19 protein-coding genes are annotated in these 18,940 nt (G+C 66.9%); 3 read left to right on the top strand and 16 right to left on the bottom strand.

Going from position 1 to position 18,940, the window contains the following annotated elements; genetic code table 11:
• Positions 1–126: 126 nt before the first annotated feature.
• From TV39_RS07445 to TV39_RS07435, 3 genes are all read right to left on the bottom strand, one after another.
• Positions 127–1,818 carry a ribonuclease J gene (locus tag TV39_RS07445; RefSeq protein WP_011691314.1) on the bottom strand — a complete coding sequence of 564 codons (1,692 nt, stop codon included), beginning with the start codon at positions 1,816–1,818 and terminating at the stop codon, positions 127–129.
• Between the two features lie 42 nt (positions 1,819–1,860).
• Positions 1,861–2,769, bottom strand: coding sequence for a 4-hydroxy-tetrahydrodipicolinate synthase (gene dapA, locus TV39_RS07440; protein ID WP_043480150.1), 909 nt, complete (start codon positions 2,767–2,769; stop codon positions 1,861–1,863).
• A gap of 78 nt (positions 2,770–2,847) precedes the next feature.
• A complete protein-coding gene (locus TV39_RS07435; protein ID WP_235347303.1) occupies positions 2,848–3,264 on the bottom strand; it encodes a hypothetical protein in 417 nt (138 codons plus the stop codon).
• A 68-nt stretch (positions 3,265–3,332) separates the two neighbouring features.
• Between TV39_RS07435 and TV39_RS07430 the strand changes: the two genes are divergently transcribed.
• Positions 3,333–4,568 carry a heparan-alpha-glucosaminide N-acetyltransferase domain-containing protein gene (locus TV39_RS07430; protein ID WP_043480146.1) on the top strand — a complete coding sequence of 412 codons (1,236 nt, stop codon included), beginning with the start codon at positions 3,333–3,335 and terminating at the stop codon, positions 4,566–4,568.
• On the opposite strand, the gene TV39_RS07425 is transcribed toward TV39_RS07430, so the two are convergent.
• From TV39_RS07425 to TV39_RS07385, 9 genes are all read right to left on the bottom strand, one after another.
• Complete coding sequence (locus TV39_RS07425; RefSeq protein ID WP_043480144.1) at positions 4,565–5,047, bottom strand: hypothetical protein; 483 nt, start codon at positions 5,045–5,047, stop codon at positions 4,565–4,567. The two genes, TV39_RS07430 and TV39_RS07425, sit on opposite strands and share 4 nt — an antisense overlap.
• Positions 5,048–5,052: 5 nt before the next feature.
• On the bottom strand, positions 5,053–5,811 hold the full coding sequence (gene dapB / locus TV39_RS07420; RefSeq protein WP_043480142.1) for a 4-hydroxy-tetrahydrodipicolinate reductase: 759 nt from the start codon (positions 5,809–5,811) through the stop codon (positions 5,053–5,055).
• Positions 5,812–5,905: 94 nt separating this feature from the next.
• On the bottom strand, positions 5,906–6,373 hold the full coding sequence (locus TV39_RS07415; RefSeq protein ID WP_043480140.1) for a molybdenum cofactor biosynthesis protein MoaE: 468 nt from the start codon (positions 6,371–6,373) through the stop codon (positions 5,906–5,908).
• Positions 6,363–6,887: a MogA/MoaB family molybdenum cofactor biosynthesis protein gene (locus TV39_RS07410; protein ID WP_043480138.1), complete on the bottom strand. Its 525-nt coding sequence runs from the start codon at positions 6,885–6,887 to the stop codon at positions 6,363–6,365. Before TV39_RS07410 ends, TV39_RS07415 begins: the two co-directional genes overlap by 11 nt.
• Positions 6,884–7,378 carry a cyclic pyranopterin monophosphate synthase MoaC gene (gene moaC / locus TV39_RS07405; RefSeq protein ID WP_043480137.1) on the bottom strand — a complete coding sequence of 165 codons (495 nt, stop codon included), beginning with the start codon at positions 7,376–7,378 and terminating at the stop codon, positions 6,884–6,886. Before moaC ends, TV39_RS07410 begins: the two co-directional genes overlap by 4 nt.
• A complete protein-coding gene (locus TV39_RS07400; RefSeq protein WP_043480136.1) occupies positions 7,366–8,595 on the bottom strand; it encodes a molybdopterin molybdotransferase MoeA in 1,230 nt (409 codons plus the stop codon). The genes moaC and TV39_RS07400 overlap by 13 nt, the downstream gene beginning before the upstream one ends.
• 103 nt (positions 8,596–8,698) lie before the next feature.
• The gene (locus TV39_RS07395) at positions 8,699–10,129 is read right to left on the bottom strand and encodes a molybdopterin-dependent oxidoreductase (protein WP_082049562.1); all 1,431 of its coding nucleotides are present in this window, start codon (positions 10,127–10,129) and stop codon (positions 8,699–8,701) included.
• 187 nt (positions 10,130–10,316) lie between these two features.
• Positions 10,317–11,561 carry a sensor histidine kinase gene (locus TV39_RS07390; RefSeq protein WP_043480135.1) on the bottom strand — a complete coding sequence of 415 codons (1,245 nt, stop codon included), beginning with the start codon at positions 11,559–11,561 and terminating at the stop codon, positions 10,317–10,319.
• Positions 11,548–12,291, bottom strand: a complete 744-nt coding sequence (locus TV39_RS07385; RefSeq protein ID WP_043480134.1) for a response regulator transcription factor — start codon at positions 12,289–12,291, stop codon at positions 11,548–11,550. Before TV39_RS07385 ends, TV39_RS07390 begins: the two co-directional genes overlap by 14 nt.
• Positions 12,292–12,423: 132 nt before the next feature.
• Here TV39_RS07385 and moaA point away from each other — a divergent pair, with 132 nt between their 5' ends.
• Both moaA and TV39_RS07375 read left to right on the top strand, forming a co-directional pair.
• Positions 12,424–13,554, top strand: coding sequence for a GTP 3',8-cyclase MoaA (gene moaA, locus TV39_RS07380; RefSeq protein WP_200890973.1), 1,131 nt, complete (start codon positions 12,424–12,426; stop codon positions 13,552–13,554).
• A gap of 4 nt (positions 13,555–13,558) precedes the next feature.
• Complete coding sequence (locus TV39_RS07375) at positions 13,559–13,825, top strand: MoaD/ThiS family protein (RefSeq protein WP_043480132.1); 267 nt, start codon at positions 13,559–13,561, stop codon at positions 13,823–13,825.
• A gap of 258 nt (positions 13,826–14,083) precedes the next feature.
• Here TV39_RS07375 and TV39_RS07370 read toward each other — a convergent pair whose 3' ends face one another.
• The 4 genes from TV39_RS07370 to rpsO form a co-directional block, all read right to left on the bottom strand.
• Entirely contained in the window at positions 14,084–14,545 is a 462-nt protein-coding gene (locus TV39_RS07370; protein WP_043480130.1) for a DUF1579 family protein, read from the bottom strand.
• An 85-nt stretch (positions 14,546–14,630) separates the two neighbouring features.
• On the bottom strand, positions 14,631–15,974 hold the full coding sequence (locus TV39_RS07365; RefSeq protein ID WP_043480128.1) for a M16 family metallopeptidase: 1,344 nt from the start codon (positions 15,972–15,974) through the stop codon (positions 14,631–14,633).
• A 168-nt stretch (positions 15,975–16,142) separates the two neighbouring features.
• Complete coding sequence (locus TV39_RS07360) at positions 16,143–18,383, bottom strand: polyribonucleotide nucleotidyltransferase (RefSeq protein WP_043480126.1); 2,241 nt, start codon at positions 18,381–18,383, stop codon at positions 16,143–16,145.
• Positions 18,384–18,629: 246 nt separating this feature from the next.
• Positions 18,630–18,899: a 30S ribosomal protein S15 gene (gene rpsO / locus TV39_RS07355; RefSeq protein WP_011691294.1), complete on the bottom strand. Its 270-nt coding sequence runs from the start codon at positions 18,897–18,899 to the stop codon at positions 18,630–18,632.
• Positions 18,900–18,940: the final 41 nt, after the last annotated feature.

Below are 18,940 nucleotides of genomic sequence, written 5' to 3'. Positions count from 1 at the left end.
ATGAAACGGCGGGAGCAAGGCGTTTCCGGAGGCTTCGGCCGGCTTAACGAGCGGGGCCCTCCCCGCAGGCAGCGGCCCGAAGGGCGTGCTTTCCTGCGGGGAGGGCCCCGTCTAACAATTCCGGGCTTACGCCTCGAGCACCACCGGAATGATCATGGGCTTGCGGCGAAGCTTGCGGTTGACCCAGGTGCCGACAACGCGGCGGACAACCTGCTGGAGCTGGTGCGTTGTGTGGTCCGTGTGGTTGAGCACGGCCTCTTCCAGCGCAGCATTGATCTTGGGAATGATTTCGTCGAAAACGGAATCATCTTCAGCCACCCCGCGGGCGTGGATTTCCGGTCCGGAGACCACCTTGCCGGTGGCGCGGTGGATCACGGTGATGATGGAGATGAAGCCTTCGTCGCCGAGGGTCTGGCGGTCCTTCAGGTCAGCTTCCGTCACTTCACCGACGCTGGAGCCGTCAACGTAGACGTAGCCCACCTCGACCTGGCCCACGACGTCGGCCTGGTGGTCGCGGAGGTCGATCACGGTGCCGTTGTCGGCCAGCAGGATGCTTTCGTCCGGCACGCCGGACTCCAGGGCGATCTTGCCGTTGGCGATCAGGTGCCGCGTCTCGCCGTGCACCGGCATGGCGTTCAGCGGTTCGAGGATGTTGTAGCAGTAGAGCAGTTCCCCGGCCGCGGCGTGGCCGGAGACGTGGACCTTGGCGTTGCCCTTGTGGATGACGTCGGCGCCGAGCTTGAGCAGGCCGTTGATGATGCGGAACACCGCGTTCTCGTTGCCCGGGATCAGGCTGGAGGCGAGGATCACAGTGTCGCCCTGGCCGACGACGACGCGGTGGTCACCGTTGGCCATGCGGGACAGGGCTGCCATCGGCTCGCCCTGGGAACCGGTGGACATCAGCACTACGCGGTTGTCCGGCAGGTTGTCGATGTTCTTGATGTCGACCAGGATGCCCGGGGGCACGTCGAGGTACCCGAGCTTCTCGGCGATGGCCATGTTGCGCACCATCGAGCGGCCCACGAAGGCCACCTTGCGGTTGTGGTTGGCGGCGGCGTCGAGGACCTGCTGGACACGGTGCACGTGCGAGGAGAAGGACGCAACGATCAGGCGCTTGGAGGCCTGGCCGAAGAGGCGGTCCAGGGTGGGGCCGATTTCTTTCTCGGCCGTGGTGAAGCCCGGCACGTCCGCGTTCGTGGAGTCCGACATGAACAGGTCCACGCCTTCTTCGCCCAGCTTGGCGAAATGGCGGAGGTCGGTGATGCGGCCGTCCAGCGGCAGCTGGTCCATCTTGAAGTCGCCGGTGTGCAGCACGGTGCCGCCGGAGGTGCGGAGGAACACGGCGAGGGCGTCAGGGATGGAGTGGTTGACGGCCACGAATTCGCATTCGAAGGGGCCGAACTTCTGGACCTGCCCCTCGGTGACGGTCTGCGTGATCGGCTTGATCCGGTGTTCCTGCAGCTTCGCCTCGATGAGGGCCAGCGTCAGCTGGGAGCCCACCAGGGGAATGTCGGCCCGCAGGCGCAGCAGGTACGGAACGGCGCCGATGTGGTCTTCGTGGCCGTGCGTGAGGACGACGGCGACGATGTCATCGAGGCGCTTCTCGATGTAGGAGAAATCGGGCAGGATCAGGTCGACGCCGGGCTGGGTCTCCTCAGGGAAGAGGACGCCGCAGTCGACGATGAGCAGCTTGCCGTCGATTTCGAAGACGGTCATGTTGCGGCCGATCTCCCCCAGGCCGCCAAGCGGAACGATCCGCAGGGTGTCCTTGAGCAGTTTCGGCGGCGTAACAAGGCCGGGAAGGGCGGTTTGGGTCATAGTGCACTACTTTCCGGGCGGAACAGGAATGGTCTTTGCCGATCAGGAAAAGACCATGCCTGCTTCCGCCAAATCCTCGCGGATGATTGCGATCTCAGCTTCGTCCGGCTCCACGAGGGGCAAACGGACAACCGAGTTGGGCAGGACTCCCTGCCATTTAAGAATCTGCTTGGCCGCAACGGCGCCCTGCACGCGGGTCATGGTGGCCCGGATGACAGGTTCAAGTTCAAAGTTAATCTTCCGGGCGGTGCCGAGATCGTTCGCGTTGACGGCGTCGATCAGCTCGCGGAACCGGCGCGTGGCGACGTGGGTGGTGACGCCCACGAGCCCGACGGCGCCCAGCGCCATCCACTGCAGGGTCAGTCCGTCGTCACCGGAGTAGAACAGGAGGTCAGTGTGGGCCATGACGCGCGTGGCGGCAGCGAAATCGGCCTTGGCGTCCTTGACTGCCACGATGTTCGGGTGCTCGGCGAGACGGATCATGGTCTCCGGAGCGATCTGGATCGAGGAACGGCCGGGGATGTCGTACAGCATCACGGGAACGTCGGTGGAGGAGGCGATGGTCTCAAAATGGGCGCGCACGCCGGCCTGGCTGGGCTTGTTGTAGTAGGGCGTGACGATCAACAGTCCGTCGACGCCAACCTCGGCTGCCTGCTTCGAAAGATGCACGGAGTGTGCGGTGTCGTTCGTTCCGGTGCCGGCGATGATCGCGGCGCGGCCGCCGACAGCGTCCTTCACGGCCCGGAACATGCCCACATTCTCCTCGTCGGTGAGGGTGGACGTTTCTCCCGTGGTTCCGGTGACAACGAGGCCGTCACAGCCGTCGTCGACGAGCTTTACGGCCAGTTCCGCCGCCTGCTGGTAGTCCACTTTGCCGTCCTCAGTGAACGGCGTGACCATGGCGGTCAGGAGGGTGCCAAAAGCAGGGATATTCGCGGAAGTTTCAGCCATAGGAAAAACGTTACCCTGTCCCCGCCTTGTTAGGACAATGGGGGCGGCGTGACGATCGTCAAATTCACAGCGCCGGCGTCACTTTTCGGTGCCACGGACCGGCGCCGGCTGCGCATGCTCCTGAGGCGACGCTTCCTGGCGGGGCGGCCCGCAATAGCGGCCCACGGCGTCTTCCCGGAGTGCCTCGGCCCAGGAGGCCAGCCGCTGGGCGGCCCGGACGTAGTGGAAGAGCTCTGTGGGCGTCAGCGCGTCGAGATCGCACTCGGAGAGCCTGCGTGCCAACTCGGCGCCGGGCGGCTGGGCGGACAGGGCCACGCCCTCGCTCCCCCACTGGACATCCTCGGCAGGGCTTCCGGCCACCAGCTGCCGAAAGAGATAATCCACCACTCCCGGGCTCATCGCCTTGAGCGGGCCCGAAGCAGTTCCGTGGTCCGGCGCGGTTCGGCGTTCTGGTGCCCGGCGTTCTGGGGCCCCGCGTTCTGGTGCGTTGTTCATGCAACGATGGTATTCGAACATATATTCGAATACAAGAGCCCGCAGGCCGGATATGAGACGATCGGCTCATGACCTCCCGTGGCACTGCTTCCCCCTCGCGGACTGCCAAAGGCACCAGCACAACAACGAGGCTTACCGGAATAGACGCGGCCCGGGGGCTGGCGCTTCTTGGCATGATGGCCACCCACCTGCTTCCCACGTTCGAAGCCGACGCGCAGCTGACGCCCACATGGATCGGCCTGACATTCTCGGGGCGGGCGGCCGCACTGTTCGCCGTCCTGGCGGGGGTCGGGCTTGCCCTGTCCACCGGAAAGCAGCGTCCGCCACAAGGCCGGGAACTGAGCGGCGCACGCCGCGGCATAGCGCTCCGGGCATTGGTGATTGCCGTCGTCGGACTCTTCCTGGGCGGGCTGGATGTCAACGTCGCGGTGATCCTGGTCCACTACTCAGTGTTGTTCCTGTGCGTCCTGCCGTTCATCGGCCTCGGCATCAGGCCGCTTTGCGCGTGGGCCGCCGGCTGGGTGTTGCTTTCCCCTGTCCTGGCCTACCTGCTGCGTCCGTGGCTCCTGGCGCCTTCACCGCCGCTGCAGCTGCACCACAACCCCGGCTGGGAAGACCTCGTCACGCCGGGCCGCCTGCTGGGCGACATCTTCCTGACCGGGTACTATCCCGTCCTGCAGTGGTTAAGCTACCTGCTGATCGGGCTGGTGATCGGCCGGCTGGCACTGACGAAGGCGGCTGTCCAGGTGACGTTGCTGGCCGGCGGCGCAGTGGTGGCCGTGCTGGCCAAATGGCTGGGCGGGCTGGCGATGAATGAGTGGGGCGGCAAGGAAGCGCTGCAGGCCCGGCTGGCGGACCCCCGCTACCCGCTGGACAGCCTCCTGCAGGTCAACCTTGCCGGGGTGGAGCAATCGGGCTCATGGTGGTGGCTGGCAACCAGCGCACCGCACTCGGGCACAACACTGGATCTGCTCCACACTTCCGCCGTGGCCGCCGCCGTGGTGGGCGCCTGCCTGCTGCTGGGGAGGCTGGGCGAATGGCTCAGCCTGGACCTGCTGCTGCCACTGCGGGGCGCCGGTGCCATGACCCTCAGCCTCTACACGGCGCACGTGTGCCTGGTGGCCGCACTGTACCTGCAGCCGTTGCCCGCCGGGTGGACCCCGGAAGGCGTGTATGCGGCCCAGGCGCTGACCGCCGTCCTCATCGGAGGGTCCTTCGCGGCACTCAACTGGCGGGGACCGCTGGAGTGGGTGGCCCACGCCGCCAGCGAGGTGGGCCGGTACCAGCGGGCAGGGATCCGCTAGGCGGGCTTGTTACCCTCGCGGAACAGCTTCAGGGCATCGCGCATGGAGGCCCTGGCGCGCTTGCGGTCCCCCGCGGCGTCATAGGCGCAGCTGAGCCGGAACCATGAGCGCCAGTCGTCCGGCGCTTCCTCGGCCTCGGTCCGGTACTTCTCAAACTCGGCATCTGCCGACTCCCGCACAATCCGCCCGGCAGGTGTGCGCTGCAGGTTGTCAACCGGCAACCCGCCTTCGGCCTCGAGGACCTTGGCCATCTGTTCCGTCCGGGCGCCGAACAGCAGTTCACGCACCAGGGCCCAGGCTCCGATGACCGGCAGGACCAGGTAGGCGGCACCAATGGCCTTGGCCACGGGGTTGGGGTCGGCGAGGAGCAGGACGGACCGCTGGAAGGACACCACCAGGTAGAAAACCAGCAGCAGCGTCACCGCGCCGACCCAGATCTTGGTGCGGTTCTTCTTCAGGCCGGCGAGGACGTTGCCCATGGCCGTCAGACTCCGAGGTCCAGGTAGCCGTCCAGGCCCACGGTCAGTCCCGGGTGGCCGGCGACGTTCCGCACTCCCAGCAGCACCCCCGGCATGAAGGACGCCCGGTCGAAGGAGTCGTGGCGCAGGGTCAGCTGCTCCCCCGGTCCGCCGAGCAGTACTTCCTGGTGGGCCACCAGACCGCGGAGGCGCACGCTGTGCACGCGGATACCGTCCACATCGCAGCCTCGGGCGCCGGCAAGTTCGGAGGTGGTGGCGTCCGGACTGGCACCGACGCCGGCGGCGGCGCGTTCAGCGGCTATCAACTGCGCGGTGCGGACAGCGGTGCCGGAGGGCGCGTCAACCTTGTCCGGGTGGTGCAGCTCGATGACCTCCACGGACTCGAAGTACTTGGCCGCCTTGGCGGCGAAAGCGGACGCCAGGACGGAGCCGAGCGCGAAGTTGGGGGCAATGAGGACGCCAACCCGGGCGTTGCGGCCCAATAGTTCCTCAAGCCCGCCAAGCCTGGCTGCGTCCCAGCCGGTGGTGCCGACGACGGCGTGCATGCCGTTTTCGACTGCGAAGCGGACGTTCGCCTCGGTGCTTTCGGGGACGGTCAGGTCCACCACAATCCGGGCGCCGACGTTGACCAGCTCGTCGAGGGAATCACCGCGTCCGAGGGCCGCTACAAGCTTCATGTCGGGGGCCGCTTCAACGGCTTTCACGGCCTCGGCGCCCATGCGCCCGTTCGCGCCCAGGACGGCGACGGCAAGTTGTTCGGTCATGGCCTTAACCCTACCGTCGGGCCGCCCGCGCCGATGAACCGGGACGGGACGTTAACCGCCGCCCCGCGGTCCTCAAGCTCCGGCAACGATGGTCCTAGGCTCCGGCCCCGACCCATTCGACGGTCCCGTCGCTGAAGAACTGTTCCTTCCAGATGGGCACCTGGGCCTTGACACGGTCCACGAGCTCCGAGCACACCTCGAACGCCTGGCCGCGGTGTGACGCGGAGACGGCGCACACCAGGGCGGGGTCTCCGATTTCCAGCATGCCCACGCGGTGCGCGGCCCAGATCCGTACCGTTTCGCCGCCGTCGCCGGCATGTTCGGCGACGAGTTGCGCAACGACGTCGGCCATCACCTGGTGGGCGGTGGGATGCGCACTGTAGCTGAGCCGCTCAACCGGCTTGCCGCCGTCGTGGTTCCTGACCACGCCGCTGAAGCTGACCACGGCACCGGCGGTGTCCGATTCCACCGCGGCAAATGCCTGGGCCACGGAGATGGGCTCGGCGCTCAGCACCGCGTTGACGATCTCGAATCCGGATTCAGTGGCCTTGTCAGTGCTCATGGCTGCCTTCCAACTGGTCGCAAAGGTGGCTGATGACCGGATCCAGCACACTCAGGCCGTCCATGACGCCTTTGGGTGATCCGGGAAGATTGACAATGAAAGTGCGTCCGGCCACGCCCGCGTGTCCGCGGCTCAACATGGCCATGGGTGTCTTGGCCAGTCCCGCCTGCCTGATGCCCTCCATGATCCCCGGAATTACGCGGTCCAGCAGGGGAACCGTCATCTCCGGGGTCAGGTCATCGGGGCTCAGCCCGGTACCGCCGCTGGTGATGATCACGGCGGGCTGCTGCGTCAGGAGGGCGCGCAGCGCGGCGCCCACGGGCTCGCCGTCGGGCACCACCATGGCCGGGAACGTCTCGAAGCCGTGCTCCGTCAGCCAATCGGTGATCACCGGCCCGGTTTCGTCGCGGTAGATGCCCGCCGCCGCCCGGTTGGAGGCAATCACGACGCCGGCCTTCCGGCCGGTGGCCTCTCCATGGCGGTGTGGTTCGGGCTGCTGTCCAAAGGTGCTCATGCTGTCCAGTCCCCGCTCTTGCCGCCGCTTTTGGCCAGCACCCTGATGTCGGTCAATACGGCATGCTTGTCGACTGCCTTGATCATGTCGTACACGCTGAGGGCCGCCACCGACGCTGCGGTGAGCGCTTCCATTTCGACGCCGGTCACGCCGCGGGTCTTGACCGTTGCCAGTACCGAGACGGCATCCCGGCCCAGTTCGAAGTCAACAGTGACCTTGGAGATGGGCAGCGGGTGGCACAGCGGGATGAGCTCGGGGGTCTTCTTCGCCGCCATGATCCCGGCAACGCGGGCCACAGCCAGGGCGTCGCCCTTCGGCAGGTCCCCCGCGCCCAGGAGGGCGAGAACCTCCTCGGTGGTGCGGACCGTGGCGGTGGCCGTGGCCTCCCGCGTGGTCTCGGCTTTGCCGGAAACATCAACCATCTGCGCTGTTCCGTCCCGGCGCAGATGCGTCAGCCCGGCAGCGTTGTCTTCATTGTTCACAGCGTCCATACTTCCACTTCTGCGCCCGCGGCGAGCGCGGAAGTCCCCACCGGGACGTGGATCAGGGCGTTGGAATTGGCCAGGGCATGAACCAGGTGCGAGCCTGCGCCGCCTTCAAGCCGTACCTTACCGTCCGGAAAGAGGGTGCCGCGCCGGAGCTGGTGCTTCCCCGCGGGTGATTCCAGCGGCTCCGCCAGCCTGGCCAGCACGGCCGGCCGCGGCGCCGGTGACCCGAACAACTCGCCGAGGACCGGGCGCAGGAACATTTCGAAGGAGACCAGGCAGCTGACCGGGTTGCCCGGGAAACCCACAAACGGGACGCCGTCGAACCGGCCGATCCCCTGGGGTCCCCCGGGCTGCATGGCCACGTGCAGGAATTCCACGTCCTGTCCCGCAGCCGCCTGCCTGACCACTTCGTAGGCGCCCTTGCTGACACCGCCCGTGGTGACGATCAGGTCCACTTGCGGGGCGTGCTCCCGGAGCATGGCCGTGAGCTCATCCGGACTGTCCGTGGAGATCGCTGCCCGCAGGACATCCAGCCCGGCCTGGCGCATGGCTGCTTCCAGGAGCGTGCCGTTGGCGTCATAGATCTTGCCGGGTTCCAGCGGACTGCCGGGCTCCACCACTTCATCCCCCGTGGTGGCGAGGAGCACTGTCAGTTTCCGGTGCACCGTGACCCGTGTGATGCCCAGGGCCGCCAGGAGCCCCAGCTGGCCCGGGCCCAGGAACGTTCCGGCGGCGAGCGCCAGCTCCCCGGCCCGGATATCGCTGCCCGCGTACCGGACGTAGGTTCCTGACGCTGTTGCCGGAAGCCGGACCGTGGCCGCCGTTCCGGGCTCCGGGAAAGAGTCCGGAACCGCCCTCTCAACAGGTACGACGGCGTCGGCTCCGGGAGGAATCATGGCTCCGGTCATGATCGGGGCGGCCGTGCCCGGTTCCAGCGCCGCTGCGGGAGCACCGGCCGGGATGGGCGCCACCACTGTCAGGTCCGTCCCGCCGTCGGGAATGTCCGAGCTGCGGACCGCGAAGCCGTCCATTTGGGAGTTCGCAAACGGCGGCAGGTCCACGGGAGCCGGGATGTCCGCCGTGAGCCCGCGTCCCAGGGCCGCCTGGAGCGGCAACTCTTCGGTACGGCCGGGGCCGCTGAGGTCCGCGAGGAGCTCCCGTACTGCTTCGCGGTGGACTTCCACAGAGCGGGCCTGATGGCCGTTGTCGGTGCGGTGCATGCGTTCCTTACCTCGGGTCCGGGCGTGCTGTGTCGGGGTGCTGCTGTGCCTGCATTCGCGGCGCCGGGCTTACTGCGGTCCAGCCCTGAGGGGCACCGGCCCGCTACGGCGTCACGTCAACTCTAATGGTGTGGAATCCGGTAGCGCCGTCCGGGGCAACCCGGGACGCCTTTTCGATCTGCGGCACGCCATTGAGGTCCGTGGCCCGGACCTGGACCTCATACTGCCCGGGCGTCAGGGGCAGTGACAACTGCCACTGGTACCAGGTGTCCCGGGAGATGCCGGGAGCAAGCTCCGCCGTCTGCCATGCGCCGCGGTTGACGCGGAGTTCCACCGTGCCGATTCCGGTGTGCTGGGCCCAGGCGACGCCGCCGAAGGCCACCGTTCCGGCGCGCATCGGGCGCCCGGAGCGCGGAACGTCGATGCGGGACGACGTCTTGATGGGCCCGCGTTCACTCCAGCCGCGGGGAGTCCAGTACCCGACGTCGTCTGCGAACCGGGTCACTTTCAGTTCAGTGAGCCATTTGGTGGCGGAGACGTAGCCGTACAGGCCGGGAACGACGAGCCGCACCGGGAAGCCATGCTCCAGCGGCAACGGTTCGCCGTTCATGCCGACGGCGATGAGCGCGTCCCGTGTGTCCGTCAATGCTTCGAGAGGTGTGCCGGCCGTCCAGCCGTCCTTGCTGCGGGACAGCACCATGTCCGCCCCGTTCTGCGGCCCTGCCAGGGCCAGCAGCTCCCGGACCGGCCAGCCCAGCCACAGCGCGTTGCCGATGAGGTCCCCTCCCACTTCGTTGGAGACGCAGGCGATGGTCACATGGCGTTCAGTCATGGGCTTCGAGAGCAGCGTGGCGAAATCGAGCTCGATGTCCCGTTCCACCATGCCCGTGACCCTGAGGACCCAGGAGTCCGGATCCACCGCCGGAACAGTGAGGGCAGTGTCGATCCGGTAGAAGTCACGGTTGGGCGTCACCAGCGGACTGATGCCGTCCAGCCCCAGCCCGGCTCCCGCCGGAACCGGCGGAGCCGGGGAAACCGCGGCGGGCAGCGCGAGCTTGCTCCGGAATTCGCTGACTCCGGCCGCGGCGCCACGCAGGGCGACAGCAAGCGCGCCGCCAACGGCCGCGAAGACAGCGCTTCCGCCAAGTGCCTGCAGGAACCGGCGCCGGCCCGGTCCCGGCTGCGTTTCTGGGGCTTGCCCTGCCGTACTCCATTCCCGGAGGCGTGACATCAGCCAGCGCAGCGCCAGGATTCCTATGCCGGCCGCCAGCAGGGGAAGCACAACGGCATTGCCGGTTGCCTGGGCCCGGCCAAGGACCGCCGCCAGGCCGGCCGCGCCGAATACGGCGATGACCGCGAACCCGGCAAAGCGGCGGCGCCATTCCAGCAGGCCGGCGAGCGCCGCGAGCCCGGCCATCGCCAGTCCCATACCCACGAGAAGCGCCAGCTTGTCCGCAGTGCCAAACACTGAGACGGCCCAGTCCTTGACAGCCGGCGGGACAGCATCGATCACGGCACCGCCAACGCCCGTCATCGGCGAAAGCGCCGGGCTCACGAGGGCAGCGGCGAGTTCGCCGGCCACCACCCCGGCGGCCACGGCCACAACGCCGGCGGCGGCTGCCCACCGGCCGGATGCGTGGAGGCGGTTGCCAGCGGGGACCTCGGTTGGGACGTCGGTTGGGACGTCGGCTGGCAATTTCCCGGACACCCTTCCGGGTTCGTTAGTGTCCACGGGGCACCTTCGCTTCCGGATCGTTGTGGCTTGCCGGCCCGCGAGGGCGCGGGGCCTCCGCCAGGTGCTCCGGATCCTCGGCGGGCAGGCGAAGGGAAAAACGGCAGCCGCCGTCGACATTTTCCACCGTCACGCTGCCGTCATGGGCCCGGACGATTCCGGCCACCATGCTGAGCCCGATCCCGGCGCCGCTGTAACCCGGCGCCTCCGGCTCGGCTCCGGACACGCCCATGCCGCCGGAGCGGCCGCGCGCGGGGTTCTTCTTCTGCCATCCGGTGTCGAAGAGGTGCCGGATGTCCTCCGGTGCAATGCCGCCGCAGCCGTCCGTCACTGAAATCACAGAGTCCTGCCCTTCCCGGCCGACTTCCACGGTCACGCCGGAGCCGGGCTTGCTGTACAGGATGGCGTTCAGCACGACGTTGCGGACCGCGCGTCCCAGCGACGGACCGTCCGCGAGGGCCAGGCACTCACGGACACCGCCGCCGTCGAGCGTTATCTGCCTGCGGGCAGCAAGCGGAGCAAGGTCCGCGATTGCGTCGCTGGCGAGGTCGTAGAGATCCAGGGGCTCGGCTGTGAGCCGCAGGGTGCCTGCCTGGATTTTGGACAGCTCCAGGAGGTCGTTGACCATGACGGCCATCTGGTCCGTCTGGCTGATGATCTTGCGGTAGTAGCCGTTGACGTCGGCGGCCATTCCGTCTTCAAGCGCCTCGGCCATGGCGCGCATGCTGGCCAGCGGCGTGCGGAGGTCGTGCGAAATCCAGCTGACGAGTTCCCGGCGTGAATTTTCGACGGCGGCCTCCCGCTCGCGGGATTCGGCCAGCATGCGGCTGCTGCGTTCCAGTTCATCCGCCAGTTCCGAGAGCTCGGAGCTCATGAGCGGTGCCGGCAGGCCCGGGTTTTCGCCGCGCCCGATGCTCCGTGCGGCCGCTGCGAGCAGCCTGGCGTTGCGGGAAACCCGCGCCCCGAGGACCAGGGAGATGGCCAGCGCCACCGCCGAGGCGATGGCCAGGACGTACCACATGACCTCCAGGTCCCGGGCGGAAATCACCATCGCATTGAACGCGCTCACCATGCCGGCGGTCAGGACCGCGACGGTGGACAGCACCACCACGCAGATCTGGACGGCCAGGGACGTCCGGCGAAGCGGTCTGAGCAGCAGCAGCGACCCTGCCCCGATGACGACGGCCCAGAGCAGCGCCCACGCCACGATCGCGAGAAGCTCAGCTGTTTGCACCGGTAGCCCCGTCCGGAGTGTCCAGCCGGTAGCCCACGCCCCACACTGTCTTCAGGAGCCCCGGCCGGGTGGGGTCAGCCTCGATCTTCTCGCGCAGCCGCCGGACGTGGACGGTGACCGTGGACAGGTCCCCGAAGTCCCAGCCCCACACGGCTTTGATCAGTTCCTCACGGCTGAACACCTGGTTGGGGCGGCGCAGCAGGAACGCCAGCAGGTCGAACTCCCGGATGGTCAGCGCGAGGGGTGTTCCGTGGTGCGACACAGTCCGGGCTGCCGGGTTGAGCTCGAACCCGGCGACCTCCACCGCAGGTTCAGGGCTGAACTCCTGGACGCTGCGGCGCAGCACCGATCGCACCCGGAGCACCAGTTCGCGGGGCGAGAAAGGCTTGGTGATGTAATCGTCCGCGCCGACCTCCAGCCCCAGGATCCTGTCATCCTCCGTCCCGAGGGCGGTCAGCATAATGACGGGCACGCTCGTCGTCTGGCGGAGCCTGCGGCACACTTCCACGCCGTCCAGCCCGGGCAGCATGCGGTCCAGCAGAACGAGGTCAGGGTTCCGCTCGGCGGCGAGGCGCAGGGCGGTGAACCCGTCCGCTGCCAGGTCCACCTGGAAGCCGGCCTGCACGAGGTAGTCACGGACCACGCCGGCGATGGTTTGTTCGTCTTCGACGAGGAGTATCCGCCGGTTTCCGACTGCGGCCTGGACCGGCGCCGGCTGGGACTTGTTCACTCCTCCAGCATAGGTTCGGGGCAGGGGCCCGGCACGGCTTTGCCGCCGCCCGGGGCGATCCGTAGGGATTCCGTAAGATCCGCGGATGTCACAGGCGTGATGGTTGGCCCCAACGTGGCGTAGCCTGAATTTATGACTGTTCAGCTTGGTATGCCGCAACCCCGGGAGGGGGCCGGTTCCGCCCCGGCAGCAGCACCGCCGCCATCGCGTCCGGCGGGCCTGCCCGCGGGCCTGATGGACCGTTACGGGCGCCGGGCCACGGACATGAGGCTGTCGCTGACGGACAAGTGCAACCTGCGCTGCACGTACTGCATGCCGGCCGAAGGCCTTGAATGGCTGGCCAAGCAGGCCGTGATGTCCGCCGAGGAAATCGTCAGGATCGTGCGGATCGGCGTCGACATGCTGGGCGTGCGCGAACTGCGCCTCACCGGCGGCGAACCGCTGGTCCGGGCCGACCTGCTCGACATCATTTCCGCCCTGCGGCAGGCACACCCGGAGCTGCCGATTTCCATGACCACCAACGCCGTCGGGTTGGACAAGAAGGCGGCCGGCCTCAAGGCTGCCGGGCTGTCGCGGATCAACGTTTCGCTCGATTCGCTGCACGAGGAAACGTTTACCAAGCTGACCCGGCGGCCCTTCCTGGACAAGGTCCTGGCCGGCGTGGACGCCGCCTGGGCTGCTGGACTCGGCCCCGTAAAGCTCAACGCGGTCCTGATGCGGGGAATTAACGACGCCGAGTCCCCGTCGCTGCTGGCGTGGGCACTGGACCGCGGCTACGAGCTCCGCTTCATCGAGCAGATGCCGCTCGACGCGGACCACGGCTGGACCCGCCGGAACATGATTACCGCGGCCGAGATCCGCGAGCTGCTGTCCGTCGACTACGTGCTCAGTACGGATCCGAGGGACCGCGACGGCGCGCCGGCCGAACGCTTCGAAGTACGACGTCGGGTCCCGGGTTCCGACGAGGCCACCGGCCCCGTGCTGGGAACAGTGGGGATCATTGCCTCCGTCACCGAACCCTTCTGCTCGGATTGCCGCCGCACCCGGATCACGGCCGAGGGCAAGATCATGAGCTGCCTTTTCTCGCGTGAGGAAGTCGATCTCCTGGGGCTGCTGCGCGAAGGCGCCACGGATGAGCAGCTCGCCGAACGCTGGCAGGACGCCATGTGGATCAAGCCGAAAGCCCACGGCATGGACCATGTCGGTTTGGACGCTCCGGACTTCGTCCAGCCGGACCGCAGCATGAGCGCCATCGGAGGCTAAAGCATTGAACGTACGTTATTTCGCTGCCGCGCGCGCCGCGGCAGGCGTGGAAGAAGAACGCTTTGAGCTTCCCGCCGGCTCCACCATGGAGGCACTGTTGAGCGCCGTGCTCGACGTCGACCGCCCGGTTCCGCCCGCAGGCACCCCGCCGCTCGCGCGGCTGCTTTCGCGAAGCAGTTTCCTGCTCAACGAAGTGGCCGTGCGCGACCGGTCCGTGGTCTTGGAGCCGGACGACGTGGTGGACGTGCTGCCGCCTTTCGCCGGCGGCTAGGCAGCCTGGAAGTTCTTACGACGGCGGGTTCTCACGAGGGCGGGCCGCCCCGCGCCGTGCCGAGGGCCAAAGCCATCAAGGAATTCCTGCTCCGCACCCCGCAGGCAGCAAAAACCAGCTTGAACTGGTCCTGCACCGTGTAAGCGCTGATCCCGAGGGCCGCCGCCAGCGCTCCGGTGTCCAGTCCGCCCGCGGCGGCGGGGGCCGCTCATGTCCGTTCGCGCTCAACACCGGGACCGTAAGTGTCCGTTCGGGCTGTCAGGTGCGGCGGCAAACGGAGGTCATGAACGGAGCGAAGCCTGAATCGCCGGCCAGGCGGACCTCTGACGTGTGCGTCAGCACGCCGTCGTCCACCCGGAAGGTATGCCGGGACGTGTCCCTGCCGTTCTGGCGTTCCACGGTGAGTACTCCGCCGTGCCAGCTACACCGGATCGGCGCTTCCCGCGGCAGTCCCACGCTGTCCACGTGGTACCAGACCGTGTCCGCGTGGTCTGCGTCCATGGTGAACATGCCATGCCGCTCAAAGCGGATTCCGTCGGTTTCGGTGTGCCGGTAGCTTTGCAGCACCGCGTAGCCGCCGGCGGCCTTGGTGAACGTCACTTCGGCCGCTGCCGTCCTGGCGGGCCTGCGGGACGTGGCCTCTATGCGCGTAGTCCCTGTCCAGTGCCCGAGGAAGGCTCCCAGCTCTTCCTGCGCACTGCCCGGGTGCGGACGGTCCATTGCTCCTCCAGTGTGTCCCCGGGTTCATCATCACGCCGCTGCGTTGGGATGTCCAGCACGGAGTCGCCCGGCTCAGGGGTCCGGTTTAGAGGCCGAAGGTTTCGCCTTCCTCGAACGGACCCACCACCGTCACCGTTCGCGGTGCCGCCGCAAGCTCCTGCGCCAGGTCCCGAACCTGCTCTACCGTGACGCTCTTGATCTGCCGGAGCGTCTCCTCGATGTCCTGGTATTCGCCGGACACCAGCTCGGCCCGGCCCAGCCTCGACATCCGCGATCCGGTGTCTTCGAGCGCCAGCACAATCCCGCCGCAGAGCTGGCCCACGGCCTTCCTGAGTTCGTCCTCGGAAATGCCGTGACCCGCCAGCTTGTCCAGTTCGACACCCAGCAGCTCGATGACCTGGCGGACCTTCGACGGGGTGCAGCCCGCGTACATCCCGAAATAGCCCGCGTCGGCATAGGACGAGGCGAAGGAATACGTGGAGTACACCAGGCCCCGTTTCTCCCGGACTTCCTGGAACAGGCGTGAGGACATGCCTCCGCCCAGCACGGCGTTGAGCACGCTCATGACATAGCGGCGTCCGTCCGTTGCGACGATCGTGGGGCAGCCCATGATGATGTTTGCCTGCTCGACGGGCCGCTTGACCACGTGGAGTCCGGCGGTGCCGGTGATGTCGGCCCGTTCGGTGGAGCGCCGCTCCACCGGTGCCGCCCCGGGCTCCAGTGCCCAGCCCGCCTGGTGAAGGGCATCCACCACGAGTCCGCAGACGACGTCGTGGTCCAGTCCGCCGGCGGCAGTGATGACCAGCTCGTCCGGACGGTAGTACCGGCGGTAATGGTCCCAGACGGAATCGCGGGCAACGGCCCGGATGGCTTCCGGGGTCCCGCCGATCGGGCGGCCCAGCGGATGCGTTCCCAGCACCGCGGCGACAAAGTGCTCGTGCGCGACGTCCGTGGGGTCGTCGCTGTCCATCGCGATTTCCTCCAGGATGACGTCGCGTTCCTGCTCCATCTCCTGCGGGTCCAGGACTGCGCCGGTGATCATGTCCGCGATGACGTCGATGGCCATCGGGAGGTCGGTATCCAGGACCCGGGCAAAGTAGCAGGTGCTTTCCTTGGCAGTAGCGGCGTTGGACTCCCCGCCCACCTCATCGAAGGCGGACGCGATTTCCAGTGCGGTGCGCCGCTTGGTGCCTTTGAACAGCAGGTGCTCCAGGAAATGGGTGGACCCGTGTTGCCCGTGGGCTTCGTCCCGTGAACCCACGCCGACCCAGAAGCCGATGGTCGCGGACCGCTGGCCCGGCATGGCCTCCGTCAGTACACGTACGCCTCCCGGAAGCACGGACCGGCGGACAACGGACCCGCCGTCGGCTCCGTGGATCAGGGTGTCTCCAGGGTGGTTCTGCTCGAGCGGCAGGGGTACGACAGTCATCAAGGCCTTTCAGGAAAACGGTGCCAAATCTGCCTGCAATCGTACCAGCGGACCACTACCGCCATGCCCGTGGAAATGGCAATTCAATCGGGCGGCTTAACAGCGGCGGGGCCGGTGGAAGTTCCACCGGCCCCGCCGTCGTGCTGGTACTACAAAGTGCGCTGCAGGCTACTCTGCGGCCGCCTCGGCGACCTCGGCGCTTTCAGCGCCTTCTTCCTCGGCGATGACCGGGGAGAGGGACAGCTTTCCGCGGTCGTCGATCTTGGTGATCTCCACCTGGATCTTCTGGCCCACGGAGACGACGTCCTCGACGTTGTCAACGCGCTTGCCGCCGGCGATCTTGCGCAGCTCGGAGATGTGCAACAGGCCGTCCTTGCCCGGGGTGAGGGAAATGAAGGCACCGAAGGTGGTGGTCTTGACGACCGTACCCAGGTAGCGCTCTCCGATTTCCGGAACCTGCGGGTTGGCGATGGCGTTGATCGCGGAGCGTGCGGCGTCGGCGGACGGGCCGTTGGTGGCGCCGATGTAAACGGTGCCGTCGTCCTCAATGGAGATGTCCGCGCCGGTGTCTTCCTGGATCTGGTTGATCATCTTGCCCTTGGGCCCAATGACCTCGCCGATCTTGTCCACGGGAATCTTGACCGCGATGACGCGCGGAGCGAACTCGGAGAGTTCGTCCGGGGTGTCGATCGCGGAGTTGATGACCTCGAGGATGTGCAGGCGTGCTTCGCGGGCCTGCTTCAGGGCGGCAGCCAGGACGGAGGCCGGGATGCCGTCGAGCTTCGTGTCCAGCTGGATGGCCGTGACGAACTCGGAGGTACCGGCGACCTTGAAGTCCATGTCACCGAAGGCATCTTCGGCGCCGAGGATATCGGTCAGTGCTGCGTAGCGGGTCTGGCCGTCAACCTGGTCGGAAACCAGGCCCATGGCGATACCTGCAACGGCCGCCTTCAGCGGCACACCTGCATTGAGCATCGACAGCGTGGAGGCGCAGACGGAACCCATCGACGTCGAACCGTTGGAGCTGAGTGCCTCAGATACCTGACGGATGGCGTAGGGGAATTCCTCGCGGGACGGCAGGACGGGCACGAGTGCCCGCTCGGCCAGGGCACCGTGGCCGATTTCGCGGCGCTTGGGCGAACCCACGCGGCCGGTTTCACCGGTGGAGTACGGCGGGAAGTTGTAGTTGTGCATGTAGCGCTTGCGCGTTACCGGGGACAGCGAGTCGATCTGCTGTTCCATCTTCAGCATGTTCAGCGTGGTGACACCCATGATCTGGGTCTCGCCGCGTTCGAAGATGGCCGAACCGTGAACGCGGGGCAGAACCTCGACCTCGGCGGTGAGCTGGCGGATGTCCGTCAGGCCGCGGCCGTCGATGCGGATCTGGTCCTTCAGGATGCGCTGGCGCACAACGTGCTTGGTCACCGAGCGGAAAGCTGCGGACAGTTCCTTCTCGCGTCCCTCGAACTGGCCGGCGAGCGACGAAGTGACGTCGTCCTTGAGCTGGTCCGAAGCGGTGTCGCGCTCCTGCTTGTCAGCAATCTGGAAGACAGCAGCCAGCTTCTCGGCGGCAGCGGCTTCAACAGCGGCGTAGGCGTCGTCTTCGTAGTCGAGGAAGACCGGGAATTCGACGGTCGGCTTGGCGGCGCGGGCGGCGAGGTCTGCCTGGGCGTCGCACAGTGCCTTGATGAACGGCTTGGCAGCTTCGAGGCCTTCGGAAACAACCTCTTCGGTGGGAGCGGTGGCGCCCTGTTCCTTGATGAGGTTCCAGGAGTTGTCCGTGGCTTCGGCTTCAACCATCATGATGGCGACGTCGTCACCGGCAACACGGCCGGCAACGACCATGTTGAACACGGAGTTCTCGAGCTGGGAGTGCTTCGGGAAAGCAACCCACTGCGAGCCGTTCTCGTCAGAAACGAGGGCAACGCGGACGCCGCCGATCGGGCCGGAGAAGGGCAGGCCGGAGAGCTGGGTGGACATCGACGAGGCGTTGATGGCCACGACGTCGTAAAGCTCGTCCGGGTTGATCGCCAGGACGGTGACGACGATCTGGACCTCATTGCGCAGGCCCTTGATGAAGGCCGGACGCAGCGGGCGGTCCATGAGGCGGCAAGCCAGGATGGCTTCGGTGGACGGGCGGCCTTCGCGGCGGAAGAACGAGCCCGGGATGCGGCCGGCGGCGTACATGCGCTCTTCGACGTCAACGGTCAGCGGGAAGAAGTCGAAGCCTTCACGCGGGTGCTTGCCTGCGGTGGTAGCGGACAGCAGCGCGGTGTCTTCGTCGATGTACACCATGGCTGCGCCGGCTGCCTGCTTGGCAAGGCGGCCGGTTTCGAAGCGGATTACACGCTTGCCGAAGCGGCCATTGTCAATAACGGCTTCTGAGAACTGGATTTCGGGACCCTCCAAGAGAGTCACCTCCGTTTCTTGGTTAACGGAAGTCCAGCCGCATCAACCCAGTCCAGCATCTGTCTACTGGCCTGCACTGCACCCGGTCATCGATCGAGACCCACGGGCCGGGCTTCATTCTTCGAAGCCGTTCCCGGGAATCACTACCGAGGACCGCGAATGCGTGATGCGGTTGATCCTCCTGTTTAGTTTTGTTTGAAGAAGGCGGCCCTTTCCGTCACGGAAGGGGCCGCCCCTCGGGTCTGACTAGCGGCGCAGGCCGAGGCGCTCGATGAGCGCACGGTAGCGGTTGATGTCAGTGTTCTTCAGGTAGGTGAGCATGCGCTTGCGACGACCAACCATGGCCAGCAGACCGCGCTGGGTGTGGAAGTCGTGCTTGTGCTCCTTCATGTGCTCAGTGAGATCCTTGATCCGCTGAGTGAGGACTGCAACCTGGACCTCCGGTGAACCGGTGTCGCCTTCGGACGTTGCGAAATCCTTGATGATGGACTGCTTTACAGCGGCGTCAAGTGCCACAATAACTCCTAGAGATGTGCCGTGAGGCCCGAATCAGTAAC

The sequence above is a fragment of the Arthrobacter sp. SPG23 genome (assembly GCF_000876655.1).
GTDB lineage: Bacteria > Actinomycetota > Actinomycetes > Actinomycetales > Micrococcaceae > Arthrobacter.
This window is presented reverse-complemented; position numbering and strand designations above follow the sequence as displayed.

Bases quoted from the DNA above. Each gene is read 5' to 3' on its own strand.
- TV39_RS07445 (WP_011691314.1), bottom strand. From the start codon at position 1,818: ATGACCCAAACCGCCCTTCCCGGCCTTGTTACGCCGCCGAAACTGCTC.
- dapA (WP_043480150.1), bottom strand. From the start codon at position 2,769: ATGGCTGAAACTTCCGCGAATATCCCTGCTTTTGGCACCCTCCTGACC.
- TV39_RS07435 (WP_235347303.1), bottom strand. From the start codon at position 3,264: ATGAACAACGCACCAGAACGCGGGGCCCCAGAACGCCGGGCACCAGAA.
- TV39_RS07430 (WP_043480146.1), top strand. From the start codon at position 3,333: ATGACCTCCCGTGGCACTGCTTCCCCCTCGCGGACTGCCAAAGGCACC.
- TV39_RS07425 (WP_043480144.1), bottom strand. From the start codon at position 5,047: ATGGGCAACGTCCTCGCCGGCCTGAAGAAGAACCGCACCAAGATCTGG.
- dapB (WP_043480142.1), bottom strand. From the start codon at position 5,811: ATGACCGAACAACTTGCCGTCGCCGTCCTGGGCGCGAACGGGCGCATG.
- TV39_RS07415 (WP_043480140.1), bottom strand. From the start codon at position 6,373: ATGAGCACTGACAAGGCCACTGAATCCGGATTCGAGATCGTCAACGCG.
- TV39_RS07410 (WP_043480138.1), bottom strand. From the start codon at position 6,887: ATGAGCACCTTTGGACAGCAGCCCGAACCACACCGCCATGGAGAGGCC.
- moaC (WP_043480137.1), bottom strand. From the start codon at position 7,378: ATGGACGCTGTGAACAATGAAGACAACGCTGCCGGGCTGACGCATCTG.
- TV39_RS07400 (WP_043480136.1), bottom strand. From the start codon at position 8,595: ATGCACCGCACCGACAACGGCCATCAGGCCCGCTCTGTGGAAGTCCAC.
- TV39_RS07395 (WP_082049562.1), bottom strand. From the start codon at position 10,129: ATGACGGGCGTTGGCGGTGCCGTGATCGATGCTGTCCCGCCGGCTGTC.
- moaA (WP_200890973.1), top strand. From the start codon at position 12,424: ATGACTGTTCAGCTTGGTATGCCGCAACCCCGGGAGGGGGCCGGTTCC.
- TV39_RS07370 (WP_043480130.1), bottom strand. From the start codon at position 14,545: ATGGACCGTCCGCACCCGGGCAGTGCGCAGGAAGAGCTGGGAGCCTTC.
- TV39_RS07365 (WP_043480128.1), bottom strand. From the start codon at position 15,974: ATGACTGTCGTACCCCTGCCGCTCGAGCAGAACCACCCTGGAGACACC.